Below are 24,480 nucleotides of genomic sequence, written 5' to 3'. Positions count from 1 at the left end.
GGGGACTCACGGATTCGCGGGATTCAGGGGGTTCGCGGGGTGAAGCCGGCCGTGGCCGGTGAGGCGTAGGCCTGGGCCACGTCCACGAGGAAGCGGGTCTCGCCCTCCAGGTCCCCTCCCTCGGCCGAGGTCTGGAGGGCCGCAGGCAGCTCCAAGGGGTCTTCCTCGCACCGCTGTTGCGGGATTCCGGCGAGCTTCGCCTGCCGCGCCTCCTTCAGTACGCAGGCCAGCGCGGCCGCACTGGCCCGCTGTTCGGGTACTCCGCTGCCGGCCACGTGGCTGCGCGCGAGCTCCGGCACGCCCGGGGCCACGTACTCCCCCAGGATCAGGATGGCGTCGCGGGTCTCGATGACCTTGCGGTAGACGAGCAGGTTGCGCGGGACCGGCGGCCACAGCAGTTCCAGCACCCGCCCGGCGCGCGGCTTGTTGAGGGCGACGTGCGGGACGGCGTGCACCAGGTCGCGCCAGAGCGGCCACAGCCGCCAGGCGGTGGCGATGTCGGCGGCCGTGCTGCGGAAGGTGAACAGCGTCGGGACGAGGATCGCGGCGGCGCGGAGCAGTCCGTGCACGTTCATCAGCAGCGGGTTCGCGGGCATCGCCCAGGTGAAGCCGAACAGCGCCTTGAGCAGGTACACGAACCAGAACACACCGGCGAGCGCGGTGCCGAGGCCGAACAGCAGCAGTCCGGCGGCGAGGCCCCGGCTCTCGGCGCGGCGGCTGTAGCGCCAGCAGACGGATACGCAGATGGTGTTGGCGAGCAGGTGGGCGGAGATCAGCACCAGCCAGTACGCGAGGGAGGGCACCGGGTCGCCGACGGGCGGGATGGTGTGCGTGCCGTGGTCGGGCGCGGCCGTGTCCAGGACGACGAGGACGGTCAGCCAGAGGACCGTGCCCGCGCCGGAGGCGATCTGGAGCCGGCGGCCCCGGGTGGCGGCGGCCACGAAGTAGAGCACGGCGCCGGCCGAGAGGACGCCGATGAGGTTGCGCACCAGCCCGATGGTGTGCGCGTAGCCCGGGTCGCGGCCCATGGCGTAGGCGACGACGTCGGGGAGGTTCAGGGTCATCGCGGCCGCGGCGGTGGCGACGGCGAGCCACAGGCCCCGCTGGTGCGGGGCGCGCAGGGCGCCGGGCGCGCGGAGCAGGACGGCGATCCAGAGGCAGACGACGCTGGGGACGGCGAGCGCGTCGCCGAAGGCGATCAGATCAGAAGCCACGGTGGACGGGCCCCCGTCCACGCCGCTCGTAGCCCATCGCGGACTCCAGCCGGGCGAGCGTGTCCCGGCCTCCGGCGCCGTGGCCGGGGTGCTGGCCGCGGGTCCCCGTGCGCATGCGGATCATGCTGGCGAGCATCTCCGCCTCCCGCTCCTGGCGGGTGGTGTAGTTGGTGCGCCCGAGCACGGTGGGGACTGATCCGTCCACCCCGCCGGAGCCCGGGGAGTCCTCGACGGGGGCTTCCAGGGAGTGGTGCCCGAAGAGGATGTGGCCGATCTCGTGGAGCACGATGTGCTCCCGGTGCAGCGGGGTGGTCTGCGCCTCGTAGAAGACGTAGTCCACGTCGGCGGTGCCGACCCACAGTCCGCACACTCCGGACTCCGCGGCCTCCCTGGGCAGCGGGTGGAGCCGGATGGGGCGGCCCCGTTGCTCTGCTATCCGCTCGCACAGTCCTTCGAGCGAGAAGGGGTGTGTCAGTTCAATACGGCCGAGAATCGCCTCGCACCGTTTGCGCAGACTGGGTTGAGGGTGGCGCATGTGTTCCCTCTTCGGACCCTTTCTCGGGCAACGATGGTACGCGTGCGTGGGCTGGAGCATGACGTCCTTAGCCTTCAGGGCGACCTCGGGAGTGCGGTCCTGAGGGGAAACACGGAAGCCCGCTCGCCGAAAGACGAACGGGCGTTCCGTCATGCCTACAGATCATCCGGATGAGTTGGCAAGGTTTGTCCCCATGTCGGGTGCCTATTCAGCCAATCCGGCACACGCTGCCACGAGATGGCTAGCGCTTGCGGCCGCCCCGCTCGTCGGGGCCGCTGAGCCCGGCGCGGCGCAGTGCGTCGGCCATCGCGCTGTTGGCGGGGGCCGGAGCGCCGCCGCCCTGCCCGCCCTGACGCTGGCCGCCGCCGCCCTGGCCGCTCTGACCGCCTTGGCGACGGCCCTTGCCGCCGTCGCGGGAGCCGCCCTGGCCGCCCTGGCCGCCCTGGCCGCGCTCGGCGCCGCCCTGGCCGCCCGCCGCGCCGCGCTGCTGCGGGGGCCGGCCGCCGCCTCGCCGCTCGCCCCGCTCGCCCCGCTCCTCGCGCTGCCTCGGCGCACCACCGCCGGCGCCGCCGGCACCACCTGCGCCGCCGCGCTCCACCTCGTCCTCGATCCGCAGCGTCAGCGAGATCCGCTTGCGCGGGATGTCCACGTCCATGACCTTGACCCGGACGATGTCCCCGGGCTTCACCACGTCCCGCGGGTCCTTGACGAAGTTCTTCGACAGCGCCGAGACGTGCGCCAGCCCGTCCTGGTGGACGCCGATGTCGATGAAGGCGCCGAAGGCGGCCACATTGGTGACCACGCCCTCCAGGATCATCCCGGGGGCCAGGTCGCCGATCTTCTCGACGCCCTCCTTGAAGGTCGCCGTCTTGAACGCGGGCCGCGGGTCCCGGCCCGGCTTCTCCAGCTCGCGCAGGATGTCCGTGACCGTCGGCAGGCCGAAGGCCTCGGTGACGAACTGCTCCGGCCGCAGCGAGCGCAGCACACCGGTGTTGCCGATCAGGGCCGCCACCTCGCTGCCCGCCGTCTTGCCCATCGTGCGGACCACCGGGTAGGCCTCGGGGTGCACGCTGGAGGAGTCCAGCGGGTCGTCCCCGTCACGGATCCGCAGGAAGCCCGCGCACTGCTCGTACGCCTTCGGGCCGAGCCGGGCCACGTCCTTGAGGCCCTTGCGGTTGCGGAAGGGGCCGTTGGCGTCGCGGTGCGCCACGATGTTCTCGGCGAGTCCGCCGCTGATGCCCGACACGCGCGAAAGCAGCGGCGCGGAGGCGGTGTTGACGTCGACGCCGACGCCGTTCACACAGTCCTCGACCACCGCGTCGAGCGAACGCGAGAGCTTCACCTCGGACAGGTCGTGCTGGTACTGGCCGACGCCGATCGACTTCGGGTCGATCTTCACCAGTTCGGCGAGCGGGTCCTGCAGGCGCCGGGCGATGGAGACCGCGCCGCGCAACGACACGTCCATGTCGGGGAGTTCCTGCGAGGCGAAGGCGGACGCCGAGTACACGGAGGCGCCGGCCTCCGAGACCATCACCTTGGTGAGCTTCAGCTCGGGGTGGCGGGTGATGAGGTCCACGGCGAGCTTGTCGGTCTCCCGGGAGGCGGTCCCGTTGCCGATGGCGACGAGCTCGACCGCGTGCTCCGCGGCGAGGCGGGCCAGCTTGGCCAGCGCGTCGTCCCACTTGTTCGCGGGCACGTGCGGGTAGATCACCTCGGTGGCGACCACCTTGCCGGTGGCGTCGACGACGGCGACCTTCACGCCGGTGCGGAAGCCCGGGTCCAGCCCGAGCGTCGCGCGGGTGCCGGCGGGTGCGGCGAGCAGCAGGTCGCGCAGGTTGGACGCGAAGACCCGTACGGCCTCGTCCTCGGCGGCCGCGCGCAGCCTGGAGCGCAGGTCGATGCCGAGGTGCACCTGGATCTTGGTGCGCCAGGCCCAGCGGACGGTGTCGGCGAGCCACTTGTCGCCGGGGCGGCCGCGATCGTTGATGCCGAAGCGCCGCGCGACCATGCCCTCGTACGTGGAGGGCCCGGGCGTCTCGCTCGGCTCCTCGGGCTCCAGGGTGAGGTCGAGGACGTCCTCCTTCTCCCCGCGGAGCATGGCGAGCACGCGGTGCGAGGGGAGGGCGGTGAACGGCTCGGTGAAGTCGAAGTAGTCGGCGAACTTGGCGCCCGCCTCCTCCTTGCCCTCGCGGACCTTCGCGGCGAGCCGGCCGCGGCCCCACATGCGCTCGCGCAGTTCGCCGATGAGGTCGGCGTCCTCGCCGAACTTCTCGGTGAGGATGGCGCGGGCGCCCTCCAGGGCGGCGGCCGGATCGGCCACGCCCTTGTCCGCGTCCACGAACGCGGCGGCCGCCACGGCCGGTTCCTGCGAAGGATCGGCCAGCAACCCTTCAGCGAGCGGCGCGAGGCCGGCCTCGCGGGCGATCTGTGCCTTGGTGCGGCGCTTGGTCTTGAAGGGGAGGTAGATGTCCTCCAGCCGTGCCTTGGTGTCGGCCGCGTTGATGCGGGCCTCCAGCTCGGCGTCGAGCTTGCCCTGCTCCCGTACGGCGTCGAGGATCGCCGCGCGCCGGTCCTCCAGCTCGCGCAGGTAGCGGAGCCGCTCCTCCAGGGTGCGCAGCTGGGCGTCGTCGAGCATCTCGGTCGCTTCCTTGCGGTAGCGCGCGATGAACGGCACGGTCGAACCGCCGTCGAGCAGCTCGACGGCGGACTTGACCTGCCGTTCCCGTACGCCGAGCTCCTCGGCGATCCTGCCTTCGATGGACATCGTCACTGTGCGGTCCCGCCTGCCTTCGTACGTATGCGTGATGCTGGTGCGTGCTGCGTGCTGCGTGCTGCGTGCTGCGTCGGAAGGCTGCCAATTGTGGCAGGTGGCGGCCGCGGACGTCGGGAGCCGGGCCCGGTCCGGGTCTCAGGCCTTGCCCATGAGGTCCCCGGGGAAGGCTCCGGCGACGAAGGCCTGCATGGTGAAACCGCCGCCGATCTCCGCGAGCCGGGCGATTCCGGCCTCGCCGAGGTGCTCGTACGGAGCCTCGTCCAGGCGGTCGGTCTCCGTCTCCAGCTCTTCGCGCAGCGCCGCGCCCTCGGGTGTGAGCTCGCCCACGGCATCGAGCAGACCGCGCTCGCGCAGCCGGTCCGCGGCCGCGTCGAGGTCGGACTGGTCCCAGCCGCGGATGTACTTGAGGTACTTCGGGGTCATGCCGTGGCCGGTGGCCGTGTGGCTGACCAGGGCCTCGACCGGGTCCAGGCCGACGGCGAGCAGGGCGACGAGGTGCCCGTCGCCGCGGTGCTCGCGCAGCAGGGTGGTGGCGTGCCACAGCTTGAGGTGCGGCTCCTCGGGTACGGGGAGGTCCGCGTGGGCCGAGTAGAGCGTACGGGCGTGCCGCGTGCAGGCCTCGGTCGCGCGCATCGCCAGCCCTGCGGCCTCGGCGATCTCGGGGGACCCGATGGCCTCCTCGCCGAGGAGCCGGCGCAGGGTGGTGTCCACGGCCCGCAGCCGGGCGGCGAGGACCTGCCCGGGGGTGGCGGTGTCCCAGACGGCGGGCAGGTGCCGGGCGATCAGGTCGTGCCGGTAGTTGTAGAAGGTGGCCGTCACCGTGCCCGCGCCGACCGCGCCCATGGCGGCGGAGCGGGAGGAGAGGTTGACGGCATTGGGGTCGGTGATCCCGAGGTCGGCGAACTCTTTGGCCAGGTCGGGCGAGAAGTAGACGGTGGAGTGCAGCGGGTTGATCGCCCCGTGCCAGCAGCGTCGGGCGGCGTGCGCCGGAAGAGTCATGGCGCGCAGGCTAACGACTGCTTTGCAGGGAGAGAAGAGCGGTGCGCCGCCGGACCGCTGGTGAGCAGGTAGCGGCGAGTGGCCTTCCGCTACATGCCCGGCTCGTAGTAGCCGTCCGGCCCCTGCTGGGGCGTCCACCAGCTCATCAGCCCCCACGCCGCCAGGCCGGTCGCCACCAGGGCGAGGACGATGCCCACGCCGCGGAGCTGCCGGGCCACCGCGTACGCGGCAGCAGGGATCAGCACGCCCCCGATGAGGATCAGCGGCAGGTCGACGAACAGGACGGAGAGGTCCTGGTCCTCGCTCTCGAACCCGCCGTCGAGGGCGTAGGCCGACCTCGATGCCCAGATGATCCCGCCGGTCACCGCGCCCAGGCCGGCGAGGACGGCGAGGGCGGTCGGTATGGTCTCGGCTCTGTTCCGCAGGGCGTGCATCCGATCCTCGGTGTGCAGGGTCGGAAGGCTACCCAGCCGAAGGTGCGGAAGCCCCCTCTCCGGCAAGGCCTTGTCGGAGAGGCCTTGCCGGAGAGGGGGCGGTCCGGCGCTACTTCAGCTCGGCACCGGTGGCGACGACCACCCCGTAGAGCTCGGTGACCGTGGCGAGGGCCGCCTGGTGGATCTGCCGCGCCGAAAGGGCGCCGGCCGGGCTCTCCAGCGCCCGTGTGGCCGAGGCGTCGGCGACGACGGTCGGGGCGTAGCCGCGCAGGAAGGCGCCCTCGGTGGTGAACAGGGTGCACATGTTGGTCATGAACCCGGCGATGATCAGGTTCTTGCGGCCGGTGGCCTCGACGATCTCGTGGAGATCGGTCCGGTGGAAGCCGTTCGGGACCGATTTGGTGACCACGGCCTCGCCGTCGCGGGGAGCGACGGAGGCGTGGATGGTGCCGGGCTCGGTGTCGACTCCGTAGCCGCCGTCCCGGACGTGGACGACGGGGGTGCCGGCCTCGCGGGCCCGGGCGAGGAGCTGGGCGGCGGATGCCAGCGCGGGTTCCCAGCCGTCGAGTTCCATGACGCCGCCGGTGTAGGTGTTCTGGTAGTCGACGAGGACCAGGACCGCGTTCTCGAAGGTCGCGGGGGTCTCGTCGAAGCCGTTGAGCTGACGCAGGGTGGTGGTAGCCATGGGGGTGCCGTTCTCACGAGGGTGGGGTGGGATGGCGGCCGACTGGGGGCCACAACGGCAACGCTAGGACGCTGCGGACGCGCGGGCAATGACGGCCGACCCGCAGATACGGACATCGATCCGCGCAGGCCGGAGGCGGTGGGCGGGGTGTCACCGCCGCCCGGATCGGGCGGTTCCGCACGGGCGTTTTTCAGACGCGTGGCGATCGTGTGACAGGAGGGGCCATGGACATGACGCGGGGTCCCGGGCCTGAATACGGTCGAACGGAAGCCACTCCCCTACCCATTGGAGTTCAAGGTGCACCGCAAAGTCATCGCCCCGAGCGTGCTCGCCGCCTCCCTTCTGCTGGTGATCCCGGCGTCGGCGGCGAGTTCCGTGCCGGGCGCACCGGGTATCGGCGATCCCTACTACCCGGCCAGCGGCAACGGCGGGTACGAGGTCTCCCATTACGACCTGCGCCTCCAGTACCAGCCGAAGACCGACCTGCTGGAGGGCACCGCCACGCTGCTCACCACCGCCAAGCAGGACCTGTCCCGCTTCAACCTCGACTTCGGTCTCGACGTCAGCGAGATCCGGGTCAACGGGGTCAAGGCGAAGTTCGCCAAGTCCGGAGCCTCGGAGCTGGAGGTCACCCCGGCCTCCCCGCTCCAGCGGGGCCGGCAGTCGAGCGTGGTCGTCAAGTACGCGGGCAAGCCCTCGGAGTTCAAGGTCGACGGCTGGTCGGCCTGGCAGCGCACCCCGGACGGCGGCGTCGCCGCGCAGGAGCCCGATTCGGCGGTCTGGTGGTTCCCGAGCAACGACCACCCGCTCGACAAGGCCACCTTCGACGTGTCGGTGAACGTCCCCGACGGCACCCAGGCCATCAGCAACGGCGTGCTGCAGTCGCAGAGTTCGCGTCTGGGCTGGACCCGGTACAACTGGCGCTCGAACAAGCCGCAGGCCACGTACCTGGCCACGCTCGCGATCGGCAAGTTCGACATCACCACCGACAAGACGGCGAGCGGGCTGCCGATCCTGAACGCCTACAGCCGGGACCTCGGCGACAACGCGGGCGCGGCGCGCGCCAGCGTGGAGCGGACCGGCGAGGTCACGGAGTGGCTGGAGGGGGTCTTCGGGCCGTACCCCTTCAACGCGCTCGGCGGGTACGTGCCGAACGTGCCCAGCGGGTTCGCGCTGGAGACCCAGACCCGGCCGTTCTACAGCCCCCGGCAGTTCGCGAACGGCGCGAACGTGTCCGTGGTCGTGCACGAGCTGGCCCACCAGTGGTACGGGGACAGCGTGTCCGTCGACGGCTGGAAGGACATCTGGGTCAACGAGGGCTTCGCCCGCTACAGCCAGTGGCTGTGGTCGGAGAAGGAGGGCGAGGGCACCGCGCAGGAGCTCGCCGACTGGGCGTACGGACTGCGGGCCGCCGAGGACCCGTTCTGGCAGGTCAAGCCGGGTGACCCGGGTCCGGAGAACCAGTTCCACGGGGCCGTCTACGACCGTGGCGCGATCGCCCTCCAGGCGCTGCGCAACCAGATCGGCGACGAGAAGTTCTTCCGGATCCTGAAGGGCTGGCCGACCGAGCGGGCCTACGGCAACGCCAAGGTCGGCGACTTCGTCCGCTACGCGGAGAAGGTCTCGAACCAGCCGCTCGCGCAGCTCTTCGAGACCTGGCTGTACACCCCGGGCAAGCCGGACGCCTCGGCCCTGAACCCGGCGGCGGCCACGGCTCCGGGGGCCCGCACCCTCCGCTCCCCGGCCGCGAAGCCGGCGGCCGAGCCGAAGTCCTGGAAGAAGATCTCCGAGACGAACACCGTGCACGACCACTGACCCGGCGCCCTACGGAGCCGCACGCCGAAGCCGCGCGCCGTCGCCCCTCAGCGGGCGGCGGCGCGCGCCCGCGCCCGGGCGGCGCGGGCGATCGGAAGGTAGCGCAGGCGCTCAGGCAGGAGCGGTACGAGGAGGCGTACGGCCGTGCTGAAACGGCGCAGCCGGCGCTCCTGGGCCGGGGTCCACTCCAGGCCGATGGCGGCGCGCGCCTCGGGCGGCATGTAGCCGGCGGTGACGAAGGCCCGGAAGTGCAGGAAGGCGGCCCGCAGGACGGGCCAGGTCAGGCGCAGCAGGAGCCGGACCGGCAGCGGTCCCCCGGCGGGGCGGGGCAGCGGCGCGTCGGTGGCGAGGAGTTCGCGGGCGACCTTGGTGGGCTCGATCTCCTCGGCCAGCATCCGGTGGTAGTACGGCCAGTACTCCTCGATGCTCTGCGGCATGTCCCGGTCGCGCAGACCGAGGATGCGGCCGACCTGGAGCCACTCGCGGTAGAGCTGACGCTCCTGGTCCGGGGTGAAGGGGCGCAGCAGGTAGCGCCCGGCGTACAGGTAGACCGGGAAGCCGGTGGCGTGCACCCAGGCGTAGCAGGCCGGGTCGAGGGAGTGGTAGCGGCGCCCCCGGGTGTCGGTGCCCTGGATCTCCTTGTGCAGGCGGCGCACCCGGCGCCCCTCGGCCGCCGCGTCCGCCCCGCCGTACACCCACAGCTGGACGGAGCGCAGGGAGCGCTCGCCGCGGCCCCAGGGGTCGGTGCGGAAGACGGAGTACTCGTCGACCCCGGCGCCGATCGCGGGGTGGGCGACCTGCAGGGTGAAGGCGGCGGGCAGCATGAGCAGCGCGCGGACGTCTCCGGCGATGGTCCAGAGCACTCCGCCGGGCGGCGGGGGCTCGGGGTCGCTCCGGCCGCCGGACGTGCGGGGCGCCGCCCCGTCCGCCCCGTCCGGCCTGTCCGCCCCGTCCAGCCTGTCCGCCCCGCCAGTCCCCTCGAAGGGCGGCTCCGTCGTGCTCATCAGTGTGCCCCCAAGGTGTCGACCAGCCGTTCTCCCAGTATGCAGGGGGTCCGGCGGCTTCCCCCGGACCCTGTGGACGATGCATCCTGCGGCCATGAACCTGTCCCCCTCGGCCTGGCTGCAGGACCTGGCCCCCTGGATGCTGGCCGGCACTGCCGTGACGCTGGCCCTGGTCTTCGCGGTGCTCGTCGCGCTGTTCGCGGCGGCGTACTTCCTCCTGCGGTTCCGGCGGCGCCGGGAGAACTCCTCCGGCGCGTCCGACACCTCCAGCGCCTCGGAGGCAGACGGTCTCGGCGGCTTCACCTGGACCTCCGCGCAGGACCAGGACCGGCGGGCCGGCTGAGCGACCGGCCCGGAACGCCGAAGATGTACCCCCTGCGTCCAGAAACCCGTGTCACAGGTGTTACCGCGAAGTAACCCTGGCTGCTTGGATGGCGGAGCCGATCTTCCCCCACAGGAACGAGGGAACCTCCATGCCCCAGATCCAGCCCCGCAGGGCCCGCGCCGCCGCCGCGGCCGTCGCCGCCATCGCCGTCGGATCGCTCGTCGCGACCACGGCTCCGGCCGCCACCGCCGCCGAGAGCGCCGCCGCACCGCGGCTCAGCGTGCTGTCGTACAACGCGTTCCTGTTCAGCAAGAGCCTCTACCCGAACTGGGGCCAGGACCACCGGGCGGCCGAGATCCCCAAGGCCTCCTGGTACCAGGGCCACGACGTGGTCGTGCTCCAGGAGGCCTTCGACAACGGCACCTCCGACGTGCTGAAGGCCAACTCGGCTGCGCAGTACCCCTACCAGACCCCCATCGTGGGCCGCAGCAAGACCGGCTGGGACGCGACGGGCGGCGCCTACTCCTCCACCACCCCGGAGGACGGCGGCGTCACGATCCTCAGCAAGTGGCCGATCGTGCGCAAGGAGCAGGTGGTCTACAAGGATGCCTGCGGCGCCGACTGGTGGTCCAACAAGGGCTTCGCCTACGTCGTGCTGAACGTGAACGGCACCAAGGTCCACGTGGTCGGCACCCATGCCCAGTCCACCGACCCCGGCTGCGCCGCGGGCGAGGCCGTGGAGATGCGCGCCCGCCAGTTCCGGAACATCGACGCGTTCCTGGACGGCAAGAACATCCCGGCGAGCGAGCAGGTCATCGTGGCGGGCGACTTGAACGTCGACTCGCACACCCCGGAGCTCGCCACCATGCTGGCCAACGCCGACCTGGCCGGCTCCGACACCCGCACGGGCCACACGTACTCCTTCGACACCGCGCTGAACTCGATAGCGAAGTACCGCTACCCGACCGACCCGCGCGAGGACCTGGACTACGTGCTCTACCGCAAGGGCAACGCCCGCCCGGCGAACTGGGAGAACCACGTGGTCCTGGAGCAGTCGGCGCCCTGGACGGTCTCCAGCTGGGGCACCTCCTACACCTACAACAACCTCTCCGACCACTACCCCGTGATCGGCCGCTGATCCGGCGCTGATCCACTCCGGCGAAAAGGGGGTGCCCGCCGCGATCCGGCGGGCACCCCCTTTCCTCGGGCCTCGGGCCTCGGCCTCGCTCGTCAAGCCGTCAGCCGTCAGCTGTTCGCCTTCGCCCGCTCCCACTCGCTCGCGTAGTCGTTGAAGATCGCCCGCAGGTGGTGGCCGATCTTCAGGTAGTCCAGGTCGTCGAGGTTGGCCAGCGAGACGCGCACCGACCATTGGGGGCCGTCGAAGCCGCCGCCGTTGAGGAGGACGACCGAGGTCTGTTCGGCGAGCCGGAACAGCGGGTCGACCGGCTCGTAGTTCTTCTCCAGGAAGTCCGCGAAGTCCTTGCCGTGGACCCGTTCCGCCTCGGCCAGCAGGTCGAGCTCGATGTAGTACCCGGCCCGCTTGTCGTCCTCGGAGATCTTCATCTGGGCGCCCTCCAGCAGCAGGTCGAGCCTGCGGTGGACGATCTGCCGGATGCGCTCCTTGTACGCCTGGCCCTCGTCCAGCATGTCGAAGAGCGAGAAGAGCACCATCATCGTCTGCTGCGGCAGCGAGAGGCCGGCCGTGTGGTTGAGGGCCACCGACCGGGAGTCCGCGACGAGCCGGTCGATGAAGCGGATCTTCTCCGGCTCCAGGCTGAGGGTGCCGTACCGCTTGGCCAGGCGGTCCTTCTGGTCCTGCGGGAAGCCCGCGACCATCTCGTCGATGACGTTGTCGTCGTGCAGGCCGATGACGCCGAGCCGCCAGCCGGTGCAGCCGTAGTGCTTGGAGTACGAGTACACGAGCAGGGTGTTGCGGGGCAGGTCGGCGGCGATCGAGCGGAAGCCGGGCACGAAGGTGCCGTACACGTCGTCCGTGACGATCAGCAGGTTCGGGTTGGTGGTGGCGACGATGTCCTTGATCTGGTTCGCCACCCGGTCGCTCAGCGCGAGCGACGGCGGGTTGGACGGGTTGACCAGGCAGACGAGCTTCACCGACGGGTCGGCCAGCTTGGCGACCTCCTCCTCCGGGTAGCGCCACTGGCGCACCCCGGTCTCGGCGAAGAGGCTCGCGGAGACGTTGACCACCTCGAACTCGAAGGTGTCGAGCTCGGGGATCTCGATGTACGGGGTGAAGACCGGGGTCATCAGAGCGATCTTGTCGCCCTTCTTCAGGATCCCGTTCTTCATCAGCGAGTCGAAGATGTAGCACATGGCGGCGGTGCCGCCCTCGGTCGCGAACAGCGACAGGTTGTTGCCCGCCGGCGGGTTCTTGCCGAACATCTCGTCGGCGACGTAGCCGCGCACGATGTGCTCGGCATGGGTCAGCATCCGGTCCGGGACCGGGTAGTTGTCGCCGGTGATGGAGTCGGTCAGCTCGTGGACGAAGGCGTCCTTGTCGAACGGCCAGCGCGAGAGGGCGTACTGGACGCAGGCGGAGAGCATCTCCACGCCCGGCAGGTCCGGGTGGCGCCGGGCCCAGGACTCGAACCGGTCCCCGATGCCCTTCTTCTCCGGCATCCCGCCGAGGTTGTCGGCGGTCCACACCCGCCGGGACTCCTCCAGCGCGAAGTAGCCCAGCGCGTAGAAGGCCTCGCGCGGCCCGGTGGCGATCCAGTTCGGGTTGCCGCGGCCCGCGTTGAGCATGGCGCGGGCGGTGGTGTCCTTCTGGCCCGGCTTATCGGCCTGGGCGGCCGTGGCGAGCTGGATGAACTTGTCCTTCAGCTCGAACGGGCTGAGCTGCGCGAAGGACTGGATCTCCTCGCGGCTGAAGGTGGTCTCCGGCACGGTGGCTTCCTTAGGTTCGAGAGGTTCGAGAGGTTCGAGGGGGCTTTGCGTCGAGTGGTCGTTCAGTGGTTGAGGATGACGATCACGGCACCCCAGATGGTCAGCAGCACGTTGCTGATCGCGTAGGGGATCGTGTAACCGAGCGTCGGCACCTGCGATTTGGACTGTTCGTTGACCGCGCCGATCGCTGCCGTGGTGGTCTGGCCGCCCGCGAGGACGCCCATCAGGATCGGGAAGCGGATCTTCTGGACGTGGTGGCCGACGAAGAAGCCGACCAGGAGGGGGATCAGCGTCGCGATGGCCCCGAAGAGCAGCAGTCCCCAGCCGGCGGTGGCCAGCCCGCTGGTGAAGCTGGGTCCGGCGTTGATGCCGACGACCGCGACGAAGAGGCAGAGCCCGAGGGTGTCCATGAACCACTGCGCGCCGGGCGGGACGTTGCCGTACGTCGGGTACTTGCCCCGGATCCAGCCGAAGACCAGGCCCATGATGAGCGCGCCGCCCGAGGTGGACAGCGAGATCGGGACCCCGCCCGCGGTGAGCGCCGGGATGCCCAGGCAGCCGCCGAGGAAGATGCCCAGGCCCACCCAGATCATGTCGGTGGCGAAGCTGGTGGGCACCGGCTTGCCGATGGCCCTGCCGGCCGGGTCGACCAGCCGCTTCGGGCCGGTCAGGATCAGGGTGTCGCCGCGCTCCAGCTGGGTGGAGAGCCGGTAGGGGAACTCCGTGCCGGAGCGGAACAGCTTGTCGACGTAGACCCCGACCATGAAGGGCTCGGCGCGCAGTTCCGCGATGGTCTTGCCGAGCTGCGCCTTCTCCGAGGCGACCACGTGCAGCGTCTCGGTCTGGTAGCCGAGCAGTTCCACGTCGTCGGTCTCGGGGCCGATGTGGGTGCGGGCGTCGAAGTCGACCAGGGATCCGCGCAGGGCGCTGACGGCGACGACGTCGCCGTCGAGCAGTGCGGTCTGCTGGGTGTGGTCGAGGATCTTCCCGTCCCGGCGGATCCGGGTGAGGTAGATGCGGTGGCCCAGGGCCTGCTGCTGGTTCTCGAAGTCCTCGATGGTCCGCCCGACGAGATCGGGCCGCTGGATGGTGTAGGCCCGCAGGACGATCTCGTAGTAGCCCTCGTGGAGGTCCGGGTTGTCGCTGGGAGCGTCCATCTCCTTGGCGATCTGGGCGCTCTCGGCCGCGAGGTTGCGCCGGTAGAGCCGGGGCAGCACGTTGGCCAGGAGCATCGCGCAGAGGATGGTGCCGAGCGGGTAGGTGACCGCGTAGCCGACGGCGACGAAGTCCTGCTGCTCCTTGATCTGGTCGGCCGAGAGGCCCGGAAGGTTCCCGATGGCGTCCTGGGCCACACCGATGACGGCGGACTGGGTGAGCGCGCCGCCCAGCAGGCCGGCGCTGAGGCCCGGCCCGTAGCCGAGCATGACGGCGAACCCCCAGGAGACCAGCAGGCCGGTGACGCAGACGATGACCGCGTTGAGGACCTGCGGGAGGCCGTCCTTCTTCAGGCCGCGGAAGAACTGCGGGCCGACCTTGTAGCCGAGGGCGAAGAGGAACATCGTGAAGAAGAGGTTCTTCACGGTCCCGTCGATGGTGATCTTGAACTGGGCGCCGAAGACGAGCCCGACGATGAGGCAGCCGGTGACGGCGCCCAGCCCGATGGCCTTCCAGCGCAGCTTCCCGACGAGGAAGCCGAGCGCCACGGTGATGAAGACCAGGAGTTCGGGGTGTGGCTGGAAGATGTTCCTGTTCAGGAAATCGATCATGTGGGCGCCGTCCGGATGGGGTTGGGGGCGGGGCGGGGGCGTCAGGCGCCTAGGATCCCGACGAGGATTGGCCCTGTGAGTGGGAGCAGGAAGTTCGACAGCGCGTAGGTGATCGTGTAGCCGAGCATCGGCACGGAGCTCTGCGCCACCTGCGTGACCGAGGTGATGGCCGGTGTGGAGCACTGCTGTCCGGCGATGGCGCCGATCAGCAACGGCTTCTCGATCTTCAGGAGCTTGCGGCCGACGACCAGCGAGATCGTGGCCGGTACGAGGACCATGGCGATGCCGGCGAACGGCAGCAGGGCCCCGTACTCCTTGAGGAGCGGCCAGGCCTGCGGGCCCGAGGTCAGCCCGGTGCAGGCGATGAAGACCGCGAGCCCCATGTCCTTGATGGTGGTGGCGGCTTGCGGCGGGAAGGCGCCGAAGGTCTGCCGGCGGGAGCGGAACCAGCCGAAGAGCAGACCCGAGATCAGGCAGCCGCCGCCGGTGCCGAGCGAGAGCGGGACCCCGCCGAGGCGGACCACGAGCTGGCCGATGAGCGAGCCGAGCGCGATGCCGAGACCGAGGTAGATGAAGTCGGTGGCGTCGTTCTTGGCCACCGTGCCGATCTTCTCGACGATCCGGTTCAGGCCCGAGCGGGCGCCCACGAGGGTGACGACGTCACCGCGCTCGACGACGGTTTCCGGGTTGGCGGGCAGGTGCTGCTCGCCGCGGAGCACGTCGGTCACGTACACGCCGCTGCGCCCGAACTCCGCGTGAGTGGCCCGGATCTCGTCCAGCGTCTTGCCGGCGACCGACTTGTCGGTCATGGCGACCTGCCGGGTGGCCAGCGGGGTGTCCACCCCCGGGATGCCCGGGGTCTCCGGGCCGATGGCCCGGCCTGCCGCGATGGCCTCGGAGCGCCGGCCGACGACGAGGACGAGGTCGGAGAGCACGAGTTCGAGGTCCGGGGCGGGGGTGAGGTCCTTGGAGCCGCGCCGGACGGCCTCCACGGTGACCCCGCCGCCGAAGGCCGCCTCCAGGTTCCCGACGGTGCGGCCGTCGGCGAGGGTGACCAGGTGCGTACGCCCGACCAGGCCGGGCATGGCCTCGCGTTCGTCGCTCTCCAGGCCGCCGGAGCCGCCGCCGCGCATCTTCTCCCACAGCTCGCGCGAGGCGTCCGCCAGGTTGACCCGGAGCAGCATCGGCATGATCTGGCTGGTGTAGATGACGATGGTGACCAGGCCGAAGAGGTAGCAGACCGTGTACGCCGTGGCCACGTGGCCCTGGTACGTGGAGATCTGCTCCGCGGTCAGGTCGGGCAGCTTGCCGATCGCCTCGGTGGCGGTGCCGACCACGGCGGATTCGGTGGCGGCGCCGGCGAGGATGCCGGAGGCGGTGCCCACGTCGAGGTCGAAGACCTTGGCCAGCAGGTAGGCCAGGCCGAGCACGCTGACGAGCTCGATGAAGCAGAGCGCGAAGAAGCGCATGCTCTTGCGGTTGAGGTTGGCGAAGAACTGCGGTCCGGCCATGTAGCCGAGGGCGAAGATGAAGAGCGCGAAGAAGATCGTCTTCACATCGGCGTCGATCTCGATCTTGGCCCAGGCGCCGAGCAGCAGCGACACGATCAGCGTGCCGCAGATGCCGCCGAGGGTGATCGGGCCGACGCGCACCTTGCCGAGCAAATATCCGGCCGCCAGGCAGAGGAACAGGGCGAGTTCGGGGTGGTCTTGCAGCACACCCATGGGCGATCAGCCGCCCTTGCCGGGCGGCGTGGCGAATTCAGGGCATATGCACATTCCCTCACCCTTGCCCGGTGAGCGATCTTCCGCTCACCGGGCAGGGCCGTTCGTGTGACGGACCTTCCTACGGAGCTTCGTGCTGACCGGAATCCGGCCCGGAGTGCGGCTCCGCGTACGGCTCCTCGTACGGCTCCTCGTACAGCCCGTCGATCAGCTCCGCGTACTTCTCCCGGATCACCCGGCGGCGCAGTTTCAGGGACGGGGTCAGCTCCCCCGACTCCGGACCCCACTCCTCGGTCAGCAGCCGGTAGCGCTTGACCTGCTCGGTGCGGTTGAGGCGGGCGTTCGCGGCTTCGACGGCCCGGGCGATCTCCTCCCGCACCGCCGGGTGCGCGGCGAGCTCCGCGGGGGTGGCGGCCTCGGCGTCGATGCCCTGGGCCTGCGCCCAGGCCGGGGCGAGTTCGGGGTCCAGGACGAGGAGGGCGACCAGGTAGGAGTGGCCGTCTCCGTGCACCAGCGCCTGCCCGATCAGCGGGTGTTCCTTGACGGTGTTCTCCACCAGGGCGGGCGAGACGTTCTTCCCGTTCGAGGTGATGATCAGTTCCTTCTTGCGGTCGGTCAGCCAGAGGAACCCCGCCTCGTCGAGCCGCCCGATGTCCCCCGTCGGGAACCAGCCTTCGCCATCGGCTGCCGCCGAGGGAATCTTCACGTTTGGGCATCGCCGCACAAGGCACCGTAGTACATTCGACTCATGCTGAAAGGCAGCGGTCAGGGCTTGGCCGTCATGAGGGCCTACGGACCCAAATGAGAAGCCGCCCGGATTCATCCGGGAGGAGGAGTCACGATCGTGATGCCCCAGCCCGCCCAGAGGCGGAACTGACGTCCAGAGGCATCGATACGACGGCGCAGGCCGTCCACGAGTAGGCGTACGACAAGGCTGCGGAGTGGTTCCTGGACCGCTACTTGGCCTCGGCGTACGCCTCCTCCACATCCGCCGGGATCTCTTTCCCATCCCCGCGCTCCCGGTGGCCGGCCCGCTCCCGCGCCAGGTCGCCCGCGGCCTCGATGGCGCGGCGCTGCTCCTCGGGCAGCCGCCCGAGCACCGCCCGTACGGAGGCGGCCAGCTTCTCCCACACCCGGGGCACCCCGAAGAACTGCACCGGGTGCAGCTCCCGCACCGCGACCGACACGGCCGCCGGGTCGGCGCACAGCCGGACGTGGGCGGCCCGCAGGAGCGGGAGGTAGATGCCCAGGATCCGCTCGGCGATGTGCGCGAAGGGCAGGTAGCAGAGGTGCTCGGCGTGCTCGGGCAGCTCGATGTGCCGGTCGAGGCGGACGGACTGGAGCACGATGTTGCGGTGGGTCAGGCGCACCCCCTTGGGGTCGCCGGTGGTGCCCGAGGTGTAGACGACAGTCAGCGGGTCCTCGGAGCGGGACTCCCGCCAGGCCTTCTCGAAGGCCTCGGAGCGGTGCAGCCGGGCACCGCCGGCGTACACCGAGCCGTAGGTCGAGTGCGGGCCCGCTTCGGCGGCCTCGGCCACGACGAGCCGTTCGAGCGGGGTTTCGGGGTCGGCCAGCAGCGGCTCCCACCGGGCCAGCTCCCGGGCCCCCTCGACCACGGCGAGCCGGGCCCGGCTGTGGCGGGCTATGTGGGCGATCTGCTCGGGCGCGGAGGTCCCGTACACGGTGACGGGGACGGCGCCGAGGTGGACCAGGGCGAGGTCGCTGAGCCAGTGCTCGGGGCGGTTGCCCATCATGAGCAGGACGTGCTCGCCGCGTTCGACGCCCAGGGAGGCGTATCCGGCGGCGAGGACGGCCACCTTGCGGCGGACGTCCGACCAGCTGAGGGTGGTCCAGCCGTCGCCCTCGCGCCACGAGAGGGCGGGAAGGGGGCCGTGCTCGGCGGCGTTGCGCGCCAGCAGGGCGGGCAGGGTGAGCTCGTCGGGAGGTGCGGGCAGTCGCAGTTTCGTGGGCATGGGCAGCTCCTGGCCGTTTCACATCGTTGGTGCGACAGCAATACTGTTGAACACGAACGGTGGCGAACTTCAGCTGTGCGGTCTAAAGACGTGCTGATCAGAGAGCAAGGCGGAGAGCCCATGACCACCCAGGCACCGGAGCCGGCGTCGCTGACCGTCGACGAACTGGCGGCCAGGGCGGGTGTGACCGTCCGCACCGTACGGTTCTACAGCACCCGCGGGCTTTTGCCCCCTCCCGTGATCGGACCCCGTCGGGTGGGCCGCTACGGCCCGGAGCACCTCTCCCGCCTCGCGCTCATCGAGGAGTTGCAGCACCAGGGCATGACCCTCTCCGCCATCGAGCGCTACCTCGACGCCCTGCCCGACGACCTGAGCGCACACGATCTGGCCATCCACCGCGCGCTGGTGGCGACCTGGGCCCCGGACGCGGCGCTCGACTCCTCGCGCGCGGAGCTGGAGAAGCGGGCCGGGCGGACCCTGACGGAGGGCGACATCCGGCGGCTGGCGGCCATGAACGTGCTGACGCCGACCCCGGAGGGCTTCCGGGTGGACGTGGGGCTGCTGCGGCTCGGGGTCGCGCTGCTCGACGTGCCGATCGCCCACGAGACGATCCTGGTCGCGCGCGAGGTGCTGCTCGGGCACGCGCGGACGGCGGCGCACCAGCTGACCGCGCTGTTCCGGGACGAGGTGTGGGGGCCGTTCACGGAGGGCGAGAGCGATCCGGAGCGGGTGGAGTCGATGAAGGCGCTGTCCGCGCACATGCAGCCGATGGTGGTGCAGGCCCTGGTGACCGCTTTCCAGCGCTCACTGAAGGAGGAATTGCGGGCGGCCTTCGTGTCCGGCGAGACACCCGGCGGGCCATAGCCGCAGTCCAAAGCCCTGCTTTGGCGGGGCGGGCCCGTCCTCAGTACGCTGAAGGGGAGTCTTTGCGCCCGCCGGCCCCTGCTCTGAGCGGGTCGGCAAGCGGGTCGGCCCCAGTGGCCCCAGCGGATTCTGCCGCTCGAAGTGGCGGCCACCCCTGCACGTAACGGGCAGGTGCTCCATGGACCTCAACACCATCAGCGAAGTCGTCCGGCGACCGTCCGACCGGCCGGGCGCCGACTGGCGCGACGGCGATGCCTGGCTCGCGGGCGGGACGTGGTTGTTCTCCGCCGAGCAGCCGGACCTGCGCCGCCTGGTCGACCTGACGGCCCTGGGCTGGGATCCCCTCGTGCCGCGCGAAGCGGGCCTTGAGATCGGCGCCACGTGCACCATCCGGGACCTGTACGCCTTCAGACCGCCGGCCGACTGGATCGCGGGCCCCCTCATCGCGCAGAGCTGCGAAGCGTTCTTGTCCTCGTTCAAGGTCTGGAACTCGGCGACCGTCGGCGGAAACATCTGCATGTCCCTGCCGGCCGGCCCCATGATCACCCTGACGGTCGCGCTCGAGGCCGAGTACGAGCTGTGGGCCCCCGACGGCTCGGTGCGCACCGTAGATGCTCTCGACTTCGTGACCGGGAACAACCGGAACATCCTCGCTCCCGGGGAGGTGCTGCGGCTGATCCGCGTTCCGGCACGCGCCCTGCGCAAGCGCACCGCACACCGCCTCTTCTCACTGACCCACCTCGGCCGTTCGACGGTCTTCCTCGTCGGTACGCATACGCCGGGAACGGGCGACCTGTTGCTCACCGTGACCGCCGGCACCACGCACCCGGTGCGCATCGCTTTCGACACCGTGCCCGATGCCCGCACCCTGCAGGAGAGCATCAACGTCATCCCTGCAGACGTCTGGTTCGCCGACCCCAACGGAAACCCGGACCACCGCCACCACCTCACCCTGCACTTCGCCGAAGAGATCCGACACGAACTCATGGCCGGGGGCCCGGTATGACCTACACCGTGAACGGCAGGCGCTTCTCCGAGGAACCGGACCCCGGCCAGTGTCTGCGTACGTTCCTGCGCGCGCTCGGCCACTTCGGCGTCAAGAAGGGATGCGACGCCGGCGACTGCGGCGCGTGCACCGTGTGGCTGGACGGCACTCCGGTCCACAGCTGCATCACACCCGCCTTCCGCGCGGAAGGCCATGAGGTGACCACGATCGAGGGTCTCGGATCACCCGAGGACCTGCATCCCGTGCAGCGCCGTTTCCGGGACGCCCCGGGATTCCAGTGCGGTTTCTGCACCGCAGGGATGATCATGACCTCGGCGACGTTCACGGAGGCCCAGAAGGCTGACCTGCCGCGGGCGTTGAAGGGCAATCTCTGCCGTTGCACCGGCTACCGGGCGATCGAGGACGCGGTGAAGGGCGTCGCCAGTGTCCAGGACGCCGCGCCGGGACGGGCCGTGGGAACGAGCGTCGGTGCGCCGGCGGCCGACGACGTGGTGACCGGTCGCGCCGAATTCACGATGGACACCCGCATGGAGGGCATGCTGCACCTCAAGGTGCTGCGCTCGCCCCACGCGCACGCCCGCATCGTCTCGATCGACAAGACCAACGCGCTCGCGGTCCCCGGCGTGCACCGCGTCTACACCTGGGAGGACGTGCCGCGCAAGCGCTTCACCACGGCGATCCACACCGACCACCTCGTCGATCCGGACGACACCTACATCCTCGACCGCACGGTCCGCTTCGTCGGCCAGCGCGTCGTCGCGGTGCTCGCCGACACGGTCGGAGCGGCCGAGGAGGGCTGCCAGAAGGTAGCCGTGGAGTACGAGGTGCTGCCGGCGGTCTTCGACCCCGAGGAGGCCATGGCCGACGGCGCACCACAACTGCACGGCTCGGAGGACCCGTTCGCCCGCGACTACGTCCACAACCTCCTGTTGGAGATCCACTCGCACATCGGCGACGTCGACGCCGGCTTCGCCGCGGCCGACGTGATCCACGAGGGCACGTACTTCTCACCGCGCGTGCAGCACGCACACCTGGAGACGCACGGCTCGATCGCCTGGATGGAGGACGGGCGGCTGAACGTCCGCACCAGTTCACAGTCTCCGTCGATCGCGAAGGTCAAGCTGGCCTACCTGTTCGCGCTGCGCCCGGACCAGCTCCGCGTGTTCTGCAAGCGCGTCGGCGGCGGTTTCGGCGGCAAGCAGGAGGTCATCTCGGAGGACCTGGCCGCGCTCGCCGCCCTCGACACCGGGCGGCCCGTCTGTTTCGAGTACACGCGCGAGGAGGAGTTCACCACGGCTTCGCCCCGGCATCCGATGAAGCTGACGGTCAAGCTCGGCGCGAAGGCCGACGGCACGCTGACCGCCTTCCAGGTCCGCAACCTGTCCAACACGGGCGCCTACGGCAACCACGGCGGCGAGACCCTGTACGCGGGCGGCGCCGCCGTCATGATCTACCGCTGCCCCAACAAGAGGTACGACGCCTTCTCCGTCTACACCAACACCGTTCCGAGCGGCGCCCTGCGCGGTTACGGAATGACCCAGCCGGCCTTCGCCGTGGAATCGGCGATGGACGAACTGGCCCTGGCTCTGCACATGGATCCGCTCGAACTGCGGCGCCGCAACATCGTGCGCCCGGGCGAGCCGCTCGTCGCCCTGCACGACGGGCCCGACGACGTGGTGTTCAACGAGGACGGGCTCGGCAAGTGCATCGACCTCGTGGCCGGCGAGCTGGCCCGTACGGCCGACCAGCCCTCTCCCGGCCCCGGATGGCTCGTCGGGGTCGGCGTCGCCAGTTCCATGCACGAGACCGCGCCCCCGACCGAGCACGTCTCCGAGGCGTGGCTCACGCTCGGCGACGACCTCGTGTACGAGCTGGCCGTCGGCACCGTCGAGTTCGGGGAGGGCACGTCGACCGCGCACGTCCAGATCGCGGCCAACCAGCTGGGCACGACGCCGTCGCGGATCCGCCTGGTGCAGTCCGACACCGACCGCACGGGATTCGACACCGGCGCCTTCGCGAGCGCCGGACTCTTCGTGGCCGGCAACGCGGTCCTCCGGGCGGCCAACGCGGTGCGCGACCGCATCCTGGACTTCGCCGCCTCGCACACGGGCGTGCACGTCGTGATGTGCTCGATGGACGACGACGACGTCGTCTGCGGAGACGAGCGCGTCTCGCTGGCCACCCTCGTCGCCACGGCCCGGGCGCGCGGCATCCGGTTCACGGCCGCCCGCAAGGCGTACGGCTCGCCCCGCAGCGTCACCTCCAATACGCAGGGCTTCCGCATCGCCGTCCACCCGGTGACGGGTGAGATCCGAGTCCTGTACAGCGTCCAGGCGGCCGACGCCGGTGTGCTCATCAACCCGGAACAGGTCCGGGGACAGGTGGAAGGCGGTGTCGCCCAGGGCATCGGGTTCGCGCTGACCGAGAATTTCCAGGTCGACGCCGACGGCGTCATGGCCAACCCGAACCTCCGCAACTACCGCATCCCCACCTATGCCGACGTGCCCCGCACCGACGTGCTCCTGGTGGGCTCGTCGGACTCCGTCGGGGCCATGCGGTCGAAGGGGATGGCGGAGTGCTGCATCAACCCGGTGGCCCCCGCTCTGGCGAACGCGCTCCGCGACGCCACGGGCATCCGCTACCGCGAGCTGCCCCTCACTCCGGAACGGATCTACGGCCGGCTCGTCGAGAGCCAGTCGGCTCGGACGGGGACGCGGCGATGACGACCAAAGGGCAGACGGACGCCGCGGCGACGGTCATCATCGGCCGGAAGGTCCGCCCCGGCATGGAGCGGGCCTACGAGAAATGGCAGGAGGAGGTCAACGCCGCCGCCGCCCGCTACGCCGGTCACCTCGGCGCGGAGGTGACCAAACCGACCGCCCTGCAGCCCGACTGGGTGATCGTCTACCGGTTCGACTCGGTGGCCCATCTGCAGGCGTGGATGAACGGCGCGACCAGGCAGCGGCTCCTTGACGTCGGCGCGCACTACTTCGACGGTCCTGCCACCCAGCAGGTGATCAGCGGCGGCACGCAGCCGACGGACCCGCTCGTGACCGTGGTGGTGAGCCACCGCGTCCGCCCGGACAACGTCGACGACTTCCTCGCGTGGCAGGAGCACATGAGCCAGGAGGAGGGCAAGTTCGAGGGGTTTCGCGGCACGGAGATATTCCGCCCCGTCGAAGGCGTTCAGGACGAGTGGACCACCCTGTACCGCTATGACAACGCCGAGCACCTGGACGCCTGGCTGACGTCGGCGAAGCGACGGGAGATGCTCGCCGAAGGGGAGAAGTTCGACGACTTCAGAATGCGCACGATCGACAACTCGTTCGGCAGTTGGTTCGCCTTCGAGGAGAACGGCAAGGAGGCGCCGCCGCCCTCGGAGACCAAGACCGCCATCGCGGTCTGGGTCGGGCTCTACCCGACCGTCGTACTGCTGTCCCTCGCCCTGCATCCGCTGGGCATGCCGTTCTGGTTCGGACTGCTCGTGGGCAACCTGCTGTCGAGCTTCATCATGAGCTTCTTCACGATGCCCCACTATGTGAACCGGCTGCTCAGGCGGTGGCTGCGGCCCCCGCCGAACGAATCGACCGCCAGGACCAACCTCGCCGGCGTCGGCGTCGTCGCCGCGCTGACCGTGTTCTGGGTCGTGGTCTTCTACCTCGTGACGGAGGTGTTCTGGACGCTGCCCTGAGCCGGGGCGGCCAGCTCACGGGCGCGGGGGACGAAGCCGGGTAGGTTCAGGCCATGGCGATGATCTACAAGACCACCATGAAGCCCGGCAAGACGGAGCTTCTGACTGCCTGGCTTCCGACGCGGCCGTGGTACGCGTCCACGGGACACGCCCCCGAGCTCGACCGCTCGGGCGGGTTCCGGCTCGACGACCCGGAGGGTGAGGTCGGCATCGAGTTCATGGTGCTCACCGACCACTCGGGCGGCCGGGAGACCTCCTACCTCGTGCCGCTCACCTACCGCGGCGCCCCGCTCGACGGCGCCGAAGCCGCTCTCGTGGGCACCTCCGAACACGGGGTGCTCGGCACCCGCTGGATCTACGACGGCGCCCACGACCCGGTGCTCGTGGGCCAGTTGCTCGCCATGATCCAGGGCCGTGCGGTGGCGCAGGACCAGTGCGACAGCGGTGTGGCCGACCCCTCGGTCACCGCCCGGTTCGAGGGCCCCGAGTTTCCGGCGGTCCTCCCGGAGGCCCGGCTGGAAATCACCGACACTCCGCGGGGCACGGACGTACGCGTGCCGGGCGGCCCGGTGGTCGGCCTGAGGCGCGTCCTGCGGCCCGGGGACACCGGGCCGGCGGATGCCTCCGGGGCCGTGGGCAGGCTCGCCGCGGACTGGACCACACGGGACGGCGCATCGTACCGGGGCCTGTTCGCGGAGCTGCGTACCGCCGGACACGCCACCGCCTGATCCGCACCGGCGTGGGGGGGGGGGGGGGGGGGGGGGGGGG

The 24,480-nt window shown here is 70.6% G+C and carries 18 protein-coding genes and 1 pseudogene; 8 read left to right on the top strand and 11 right to left on the bottom strand.

From position 1 onward, the window contains the following. Nucleotides 1-23 precede the first annotated feature (23 nt). The 6 genes from AC061S_RS02335 to AC061S_RS02310 all read right to left on the bottom strand — a co-directional run bounded on the left by AC061S_RS02335 (nt 24) and on the right by AC061S_RS02310 (nt 6,640). Nucleotides 24-1,214, bottom strand: a complete 1,191-nt coding sequence (locus AC061S_RS02335; RefSeq protein WP_478684110.1) for an MAB_1171c family putative transporter — start codon at nt 1,212-1,214, stop codon at nt 24-26. Then, nucleotides 1,204-1,584 (bottom strand): hypothetical protein, encoded by a 381-nt coding sequence (locus AC061S_RS02330; protein ID WP_478684109.1) that lies wholly within the window; start codon nt 1,582-1,584, stop codon nt 1,204-1,206. Before AC061S_RS02330 ends, AC061S_RS02335 begins: the two co-directional genes overlap by 11 nt. A 406-nt stretch (nt 1,585-1,990) precedes the next feature. Then, nucleotides 1,991-4,519, bottom strand: a complete 2,529-nt coding sequence (locus AC061S_RS02325; RefSeq protein ID WP_478684108.1) for a Tex family protein — start codon at nt 4,517-4,519, stop codon at nt 1,991-1,993. A gap of 138 nt (nt 4,520-4,657) precedes the next feature. Beyond that, a complete protein-coding gene (locus AC061S_RS02320; protein ID WP_478684107.1) occupies nt 4,658-5,521 on the bottom strand; it encodes an SCO6745 family protein in 864 nt (287 codons plus the stop codon). Between the two features lie 89 nt (nt 5,522-5,610). Then, the gene (locus tag AC061S_RS02315) at nt 5,611-5,955 is read right to left on the bottom strand and encodes a hypothetical protein (RefSeq protein ID WP_478684106.1); all 345 of its coding nucleotides are present in this window, start codon (nt 5,953-5,955) and stop codon (nt 5,611-5,613) included. A gap of 109 nt (nt 5,956-6,064) precedes the next feature. Beyond that, nucleotides 6,065-6,640 (bottom strand): isochorismatase family protein, encoded by a 576-nt coding sequence (locus tag AC061S_RS02310; RefSeq protein WP_478684105.1) that lies wholly within the window; start codon nt 6,638-6,640, stop codon nt 6,065-6,067. A 297-nt stretch (nt 6,641-6,937) separates the two neighbouring features. Here AC061S_RS02310 and AC061S_RS02305 point away from each other — a divergent pair, with 297 nt between their 5' ends. Further along, entirely contained in the window at nt 6,938-8,455 is a 1,518-nt protein-coding gene (locus AC061S_RS02305) for a M1 family metallopeptidase (RefSeq protein WP_478684104.1), read from the top strand. A gap of 47 nt (nt 8,456-8,502) precedes the next feature. Here AC061S_RS02305 and AC061S_RS02300 read toward each other — a convergent pair whose 3' ends face one another. Next, complete coding sequence (locus tag AC061S_RS02300) at nt 8,503-9,459, bottom strand: oxygenase MpaB family protein (protein ID WP_478684103.1); 957 nt, start codon at nt 9,457-9,459, stop codon at nt 8,503-8,505. 94 nt (nt 9,460-9,553) lie between these two features. Here AC061S_RS02300 and AC061S_RS02295 point away from each other — a divergent pair, with 94 nt between their 5' ends. Together AC061S_RS02295 and sph are read left to right on the top strand one after the other, a co-directional pair. Further along, nucleotides 9,554-9,802: a hypothetical protein gene (locus AC061S_RS02295; RefSeq protein ID WP_478684102.1), complete on the top strand. Its 249-nt coding sequence runs from the start codon at nt 9,554-9,556 to the stop codon at nt 9,800-9,802. 130 nt (nt 9,803-9,932) lie between these two features. Further along, entirely contained in the window at nt 9,933-10,922 is a 990-nt protein-coding gene (gene sph, locus AC061S_RS02290; protein WP_478684101.1) for a sphingomyelin phosphodiesterase, read from the top strand. A 107-nt stretch (nt 10,923-11,029) separates the two neighbouring features. Here sph and AC061S_RS02285 read toward each other — a convergent pair whose 3' ends face one another. From AC061S_RS02285 to AC061S_RS02270, 4 genes and pseudogenes are all read right to left on the bottom strand, one after another. Further along, complete coding sequence (locus AC061S_RS02285; protein WP_478684100.1) at nt 11,030-12,688, bottom strand: bifunctional aspartate transaminase/aspartate 4-decarboxylase; 1,659 nt, start codon at nt 12,686-12,688, stop codon at nt 11,030-11,032. 62 nt (nt 12,689-12,750) lie between these two features. After that, nucleotides 12,751-14,454 carry an aspartate-alanine antiporter gene (gene aspT, locus AC061S_RS02280; protein ID WP_478684099.1) on the bottom strand — a complete coding sequence of 568 codons (1,704 nt, stop codon included), beginning with the start codon at nt 14,452-14,454 and terminating at the stop codon, nt 12,751-12,753. A gap of 41 nt (nt 14,455-14,495) precedes the next feature. Next, nucleotides 14,496-16,178 carry an aspartate-alanine antiporter gene (gene aspT, locus AC061S_RS02275; protein ID WP_478684098.1) on the bottom strand — a complete coding sequence of 561 codons (1,683 nt, stop codon included), beginning with the start codon at nt 16,176-16,178 and terminating at the stop codon, nt 14,496-14,498. A gap of 121 nt (nt 16,179-16,299) precedes the next feature. Continuing rightward, nucleotides 16,300-18,151 (bottom strand): annotated as a pseudogene (locus AC061S_RS02270) (AMP-dependent synthetase/ligase). Between the two features lie 120 nt (nt 18,152-18,271). On the opposite strand from AC061S_RS02270, the gene AC061S_RS02265 reads away from it, so the two are divergent. The 5 genes from AC061S_RS02265 to AC061S_RS02245 all read left to right on the top strand — a co-directional run bounded on the left by AC061S_RS02265 (nt 18,272) and on the right by AC061S_RS02245 (nt 24,440). Next, nucleotides 18,272-19,015 (top strand): MerR family transcriptional regulator, encoded by a 744-nt coding sequence (locus tag AC061S_RS02265; protein WP_478684097.1) that lies wholly within the window; start codon nt 18,272-18,274, stop codon nt 19,013-19,015. Between the two features lie 178 nt (nt 19,016-19,193). After that, nucleotides 19,194-20,021 (top strand): FAD binding domain-containing protein, encoded by an 828-nt coding sequence (locus AC061S_RS02260; RefSeq protein WP_478684096.1) that lies wholly within the window; start codon nt 19,194-19,196, stop codon nt 20,019-20,021. Then, the gene (locus AC061S_RS02255) at nt 20,018-22,744 is read left to right on the top strand and encodes a molybdopterin-dependent oxidoreductase (protein WP_478684095.1); all 2,727 of its coding nucleotides are present in this window, start codon (nt 20,018-20,020) and stop codon (nt 22,742-22,744) included. Before AC061S_RS02260 ends, AC061S_RS02255 begins: the two co-directional genes overlap by 4 nt. Next, complete coding sequence (locus tag AC061S_RS02250; RefSeq protein ID WP_478684094.1) at nt 22,741-23,712, top strand: antibiotic biosynthesis monooxygenase; 972 nt, start codon at nt 22,741-22,743, stop codon at nt 23,710-23,712. Before AC061S_RS02255 ends, AC061S_RS02250 begins: the two co-directional genes overlap by 4 nt. 53 nt (nt 23,713-23,765) lie before the next feature. Beyond that, complete coding sequence (locus AC061S_RS02245) at nt 23,766-24,440, top strand: maltokinase N-terminal cap-like domain-containing protein (protein WP_478684093.1); 675 nt, start codon at nt 23,766-23,768, stop codon at nt 24,438-24,440. Nucleotides 24,441-24,480 lie beyond the last annotated feature (40 nt).

The organism is Streptomyces sp. CA189, from assembly GCF_056428985.1.
This window is presented reverse-complemented; position numbering and strand designations above follow the sequence as displayed.

Coding starts and splice junctions, on each gene's coding strand:
- AC061S_RS02320 (WP_478684107.1), bottom strand. CDS start 5,521: ATGACTCTTCCGGCGCACGCCGCCCGACGCTGCTGGCACGGGGCGATC.
- AC061S_RS02315 (WP_478684106.1), bottom strand. CDS start 5,955: ATGCACGCCCTGCGGAACAGAGCCGAGACCATACCGACCGCCCTCGCC.
- AC061S_RS02310 (WP_478684105.1), bottom strand. CDS start 6,640: ATGGCTACCACCACCCTGCGTCAGCTCAACGGCTTCGACGAGACCCCC.
- AC061S_RS02300 (WP_478684103.1), bottom strand. CDS start 9,459: ATGAGCACGACGGAGCCGCCCTTCGAGGGGACTGGCGGGGCGGACAGG.
- AC061S_RS02295 (WP_478684102.1), top strand. CDS start 9,554: ATGAACCTGTCCCCCTCGGCCTGGCTGCAGGACCTGGCCCCCTGGATG.
- sph (WP_478684101.1), top strand. CDS start 9,933: ATGCCCCAGATCCAGCCCCGCAGGGCCCGCGCCGCCGCCGCGGCCGTC.
- aspT (WP_478684099.1), bottom strand. CDS start 14,454: ATGATCGATTTCCTGAACAGGAACATCTTCCAGCCACACCCCGAACTC.
- aspT (WP_478684098.1), bottom strand. CDS start 16,178: ATGGGTGTGCTGCAAGACCACCCCGAACTCGCCCTGTTCCTCTGCCTG.
- AC061S_RS02265 (WP_478684097.1), top strand. CDS start 18,272: ATGACCACCCAGGCACCGGAGCCGGCGTCGCTGACCGTCGACGAACTG.
- AC061S_RS02260 (WP_478684096.1), top strand. CDS start 19,194: ATGGACCTCAACACCATCAGCGAAGTCGTCCGGCGACCGTCCGACCGG.
- AC061S_RS02255 (WP_478684095.1), top strand. CDS start 20,018: ATGACCTACACCGTGAACGGCAGGCGCTTCTCCGAGGAACCGGACCCC.
- AC061S_RS02250 (WP_478684094.1), top strand. CDS start 22,741: ATGACGACCAAAGGGCAGACGGACGCCGCGGCGACGGTCATCATCGGC.
- AC061S_RS02245 (WP_478684093.1), top strand. CDS start 23,766: ATGGCGATGATCTACAAGACCACCATGAAGCCCGGCAAGACGGAGCTT.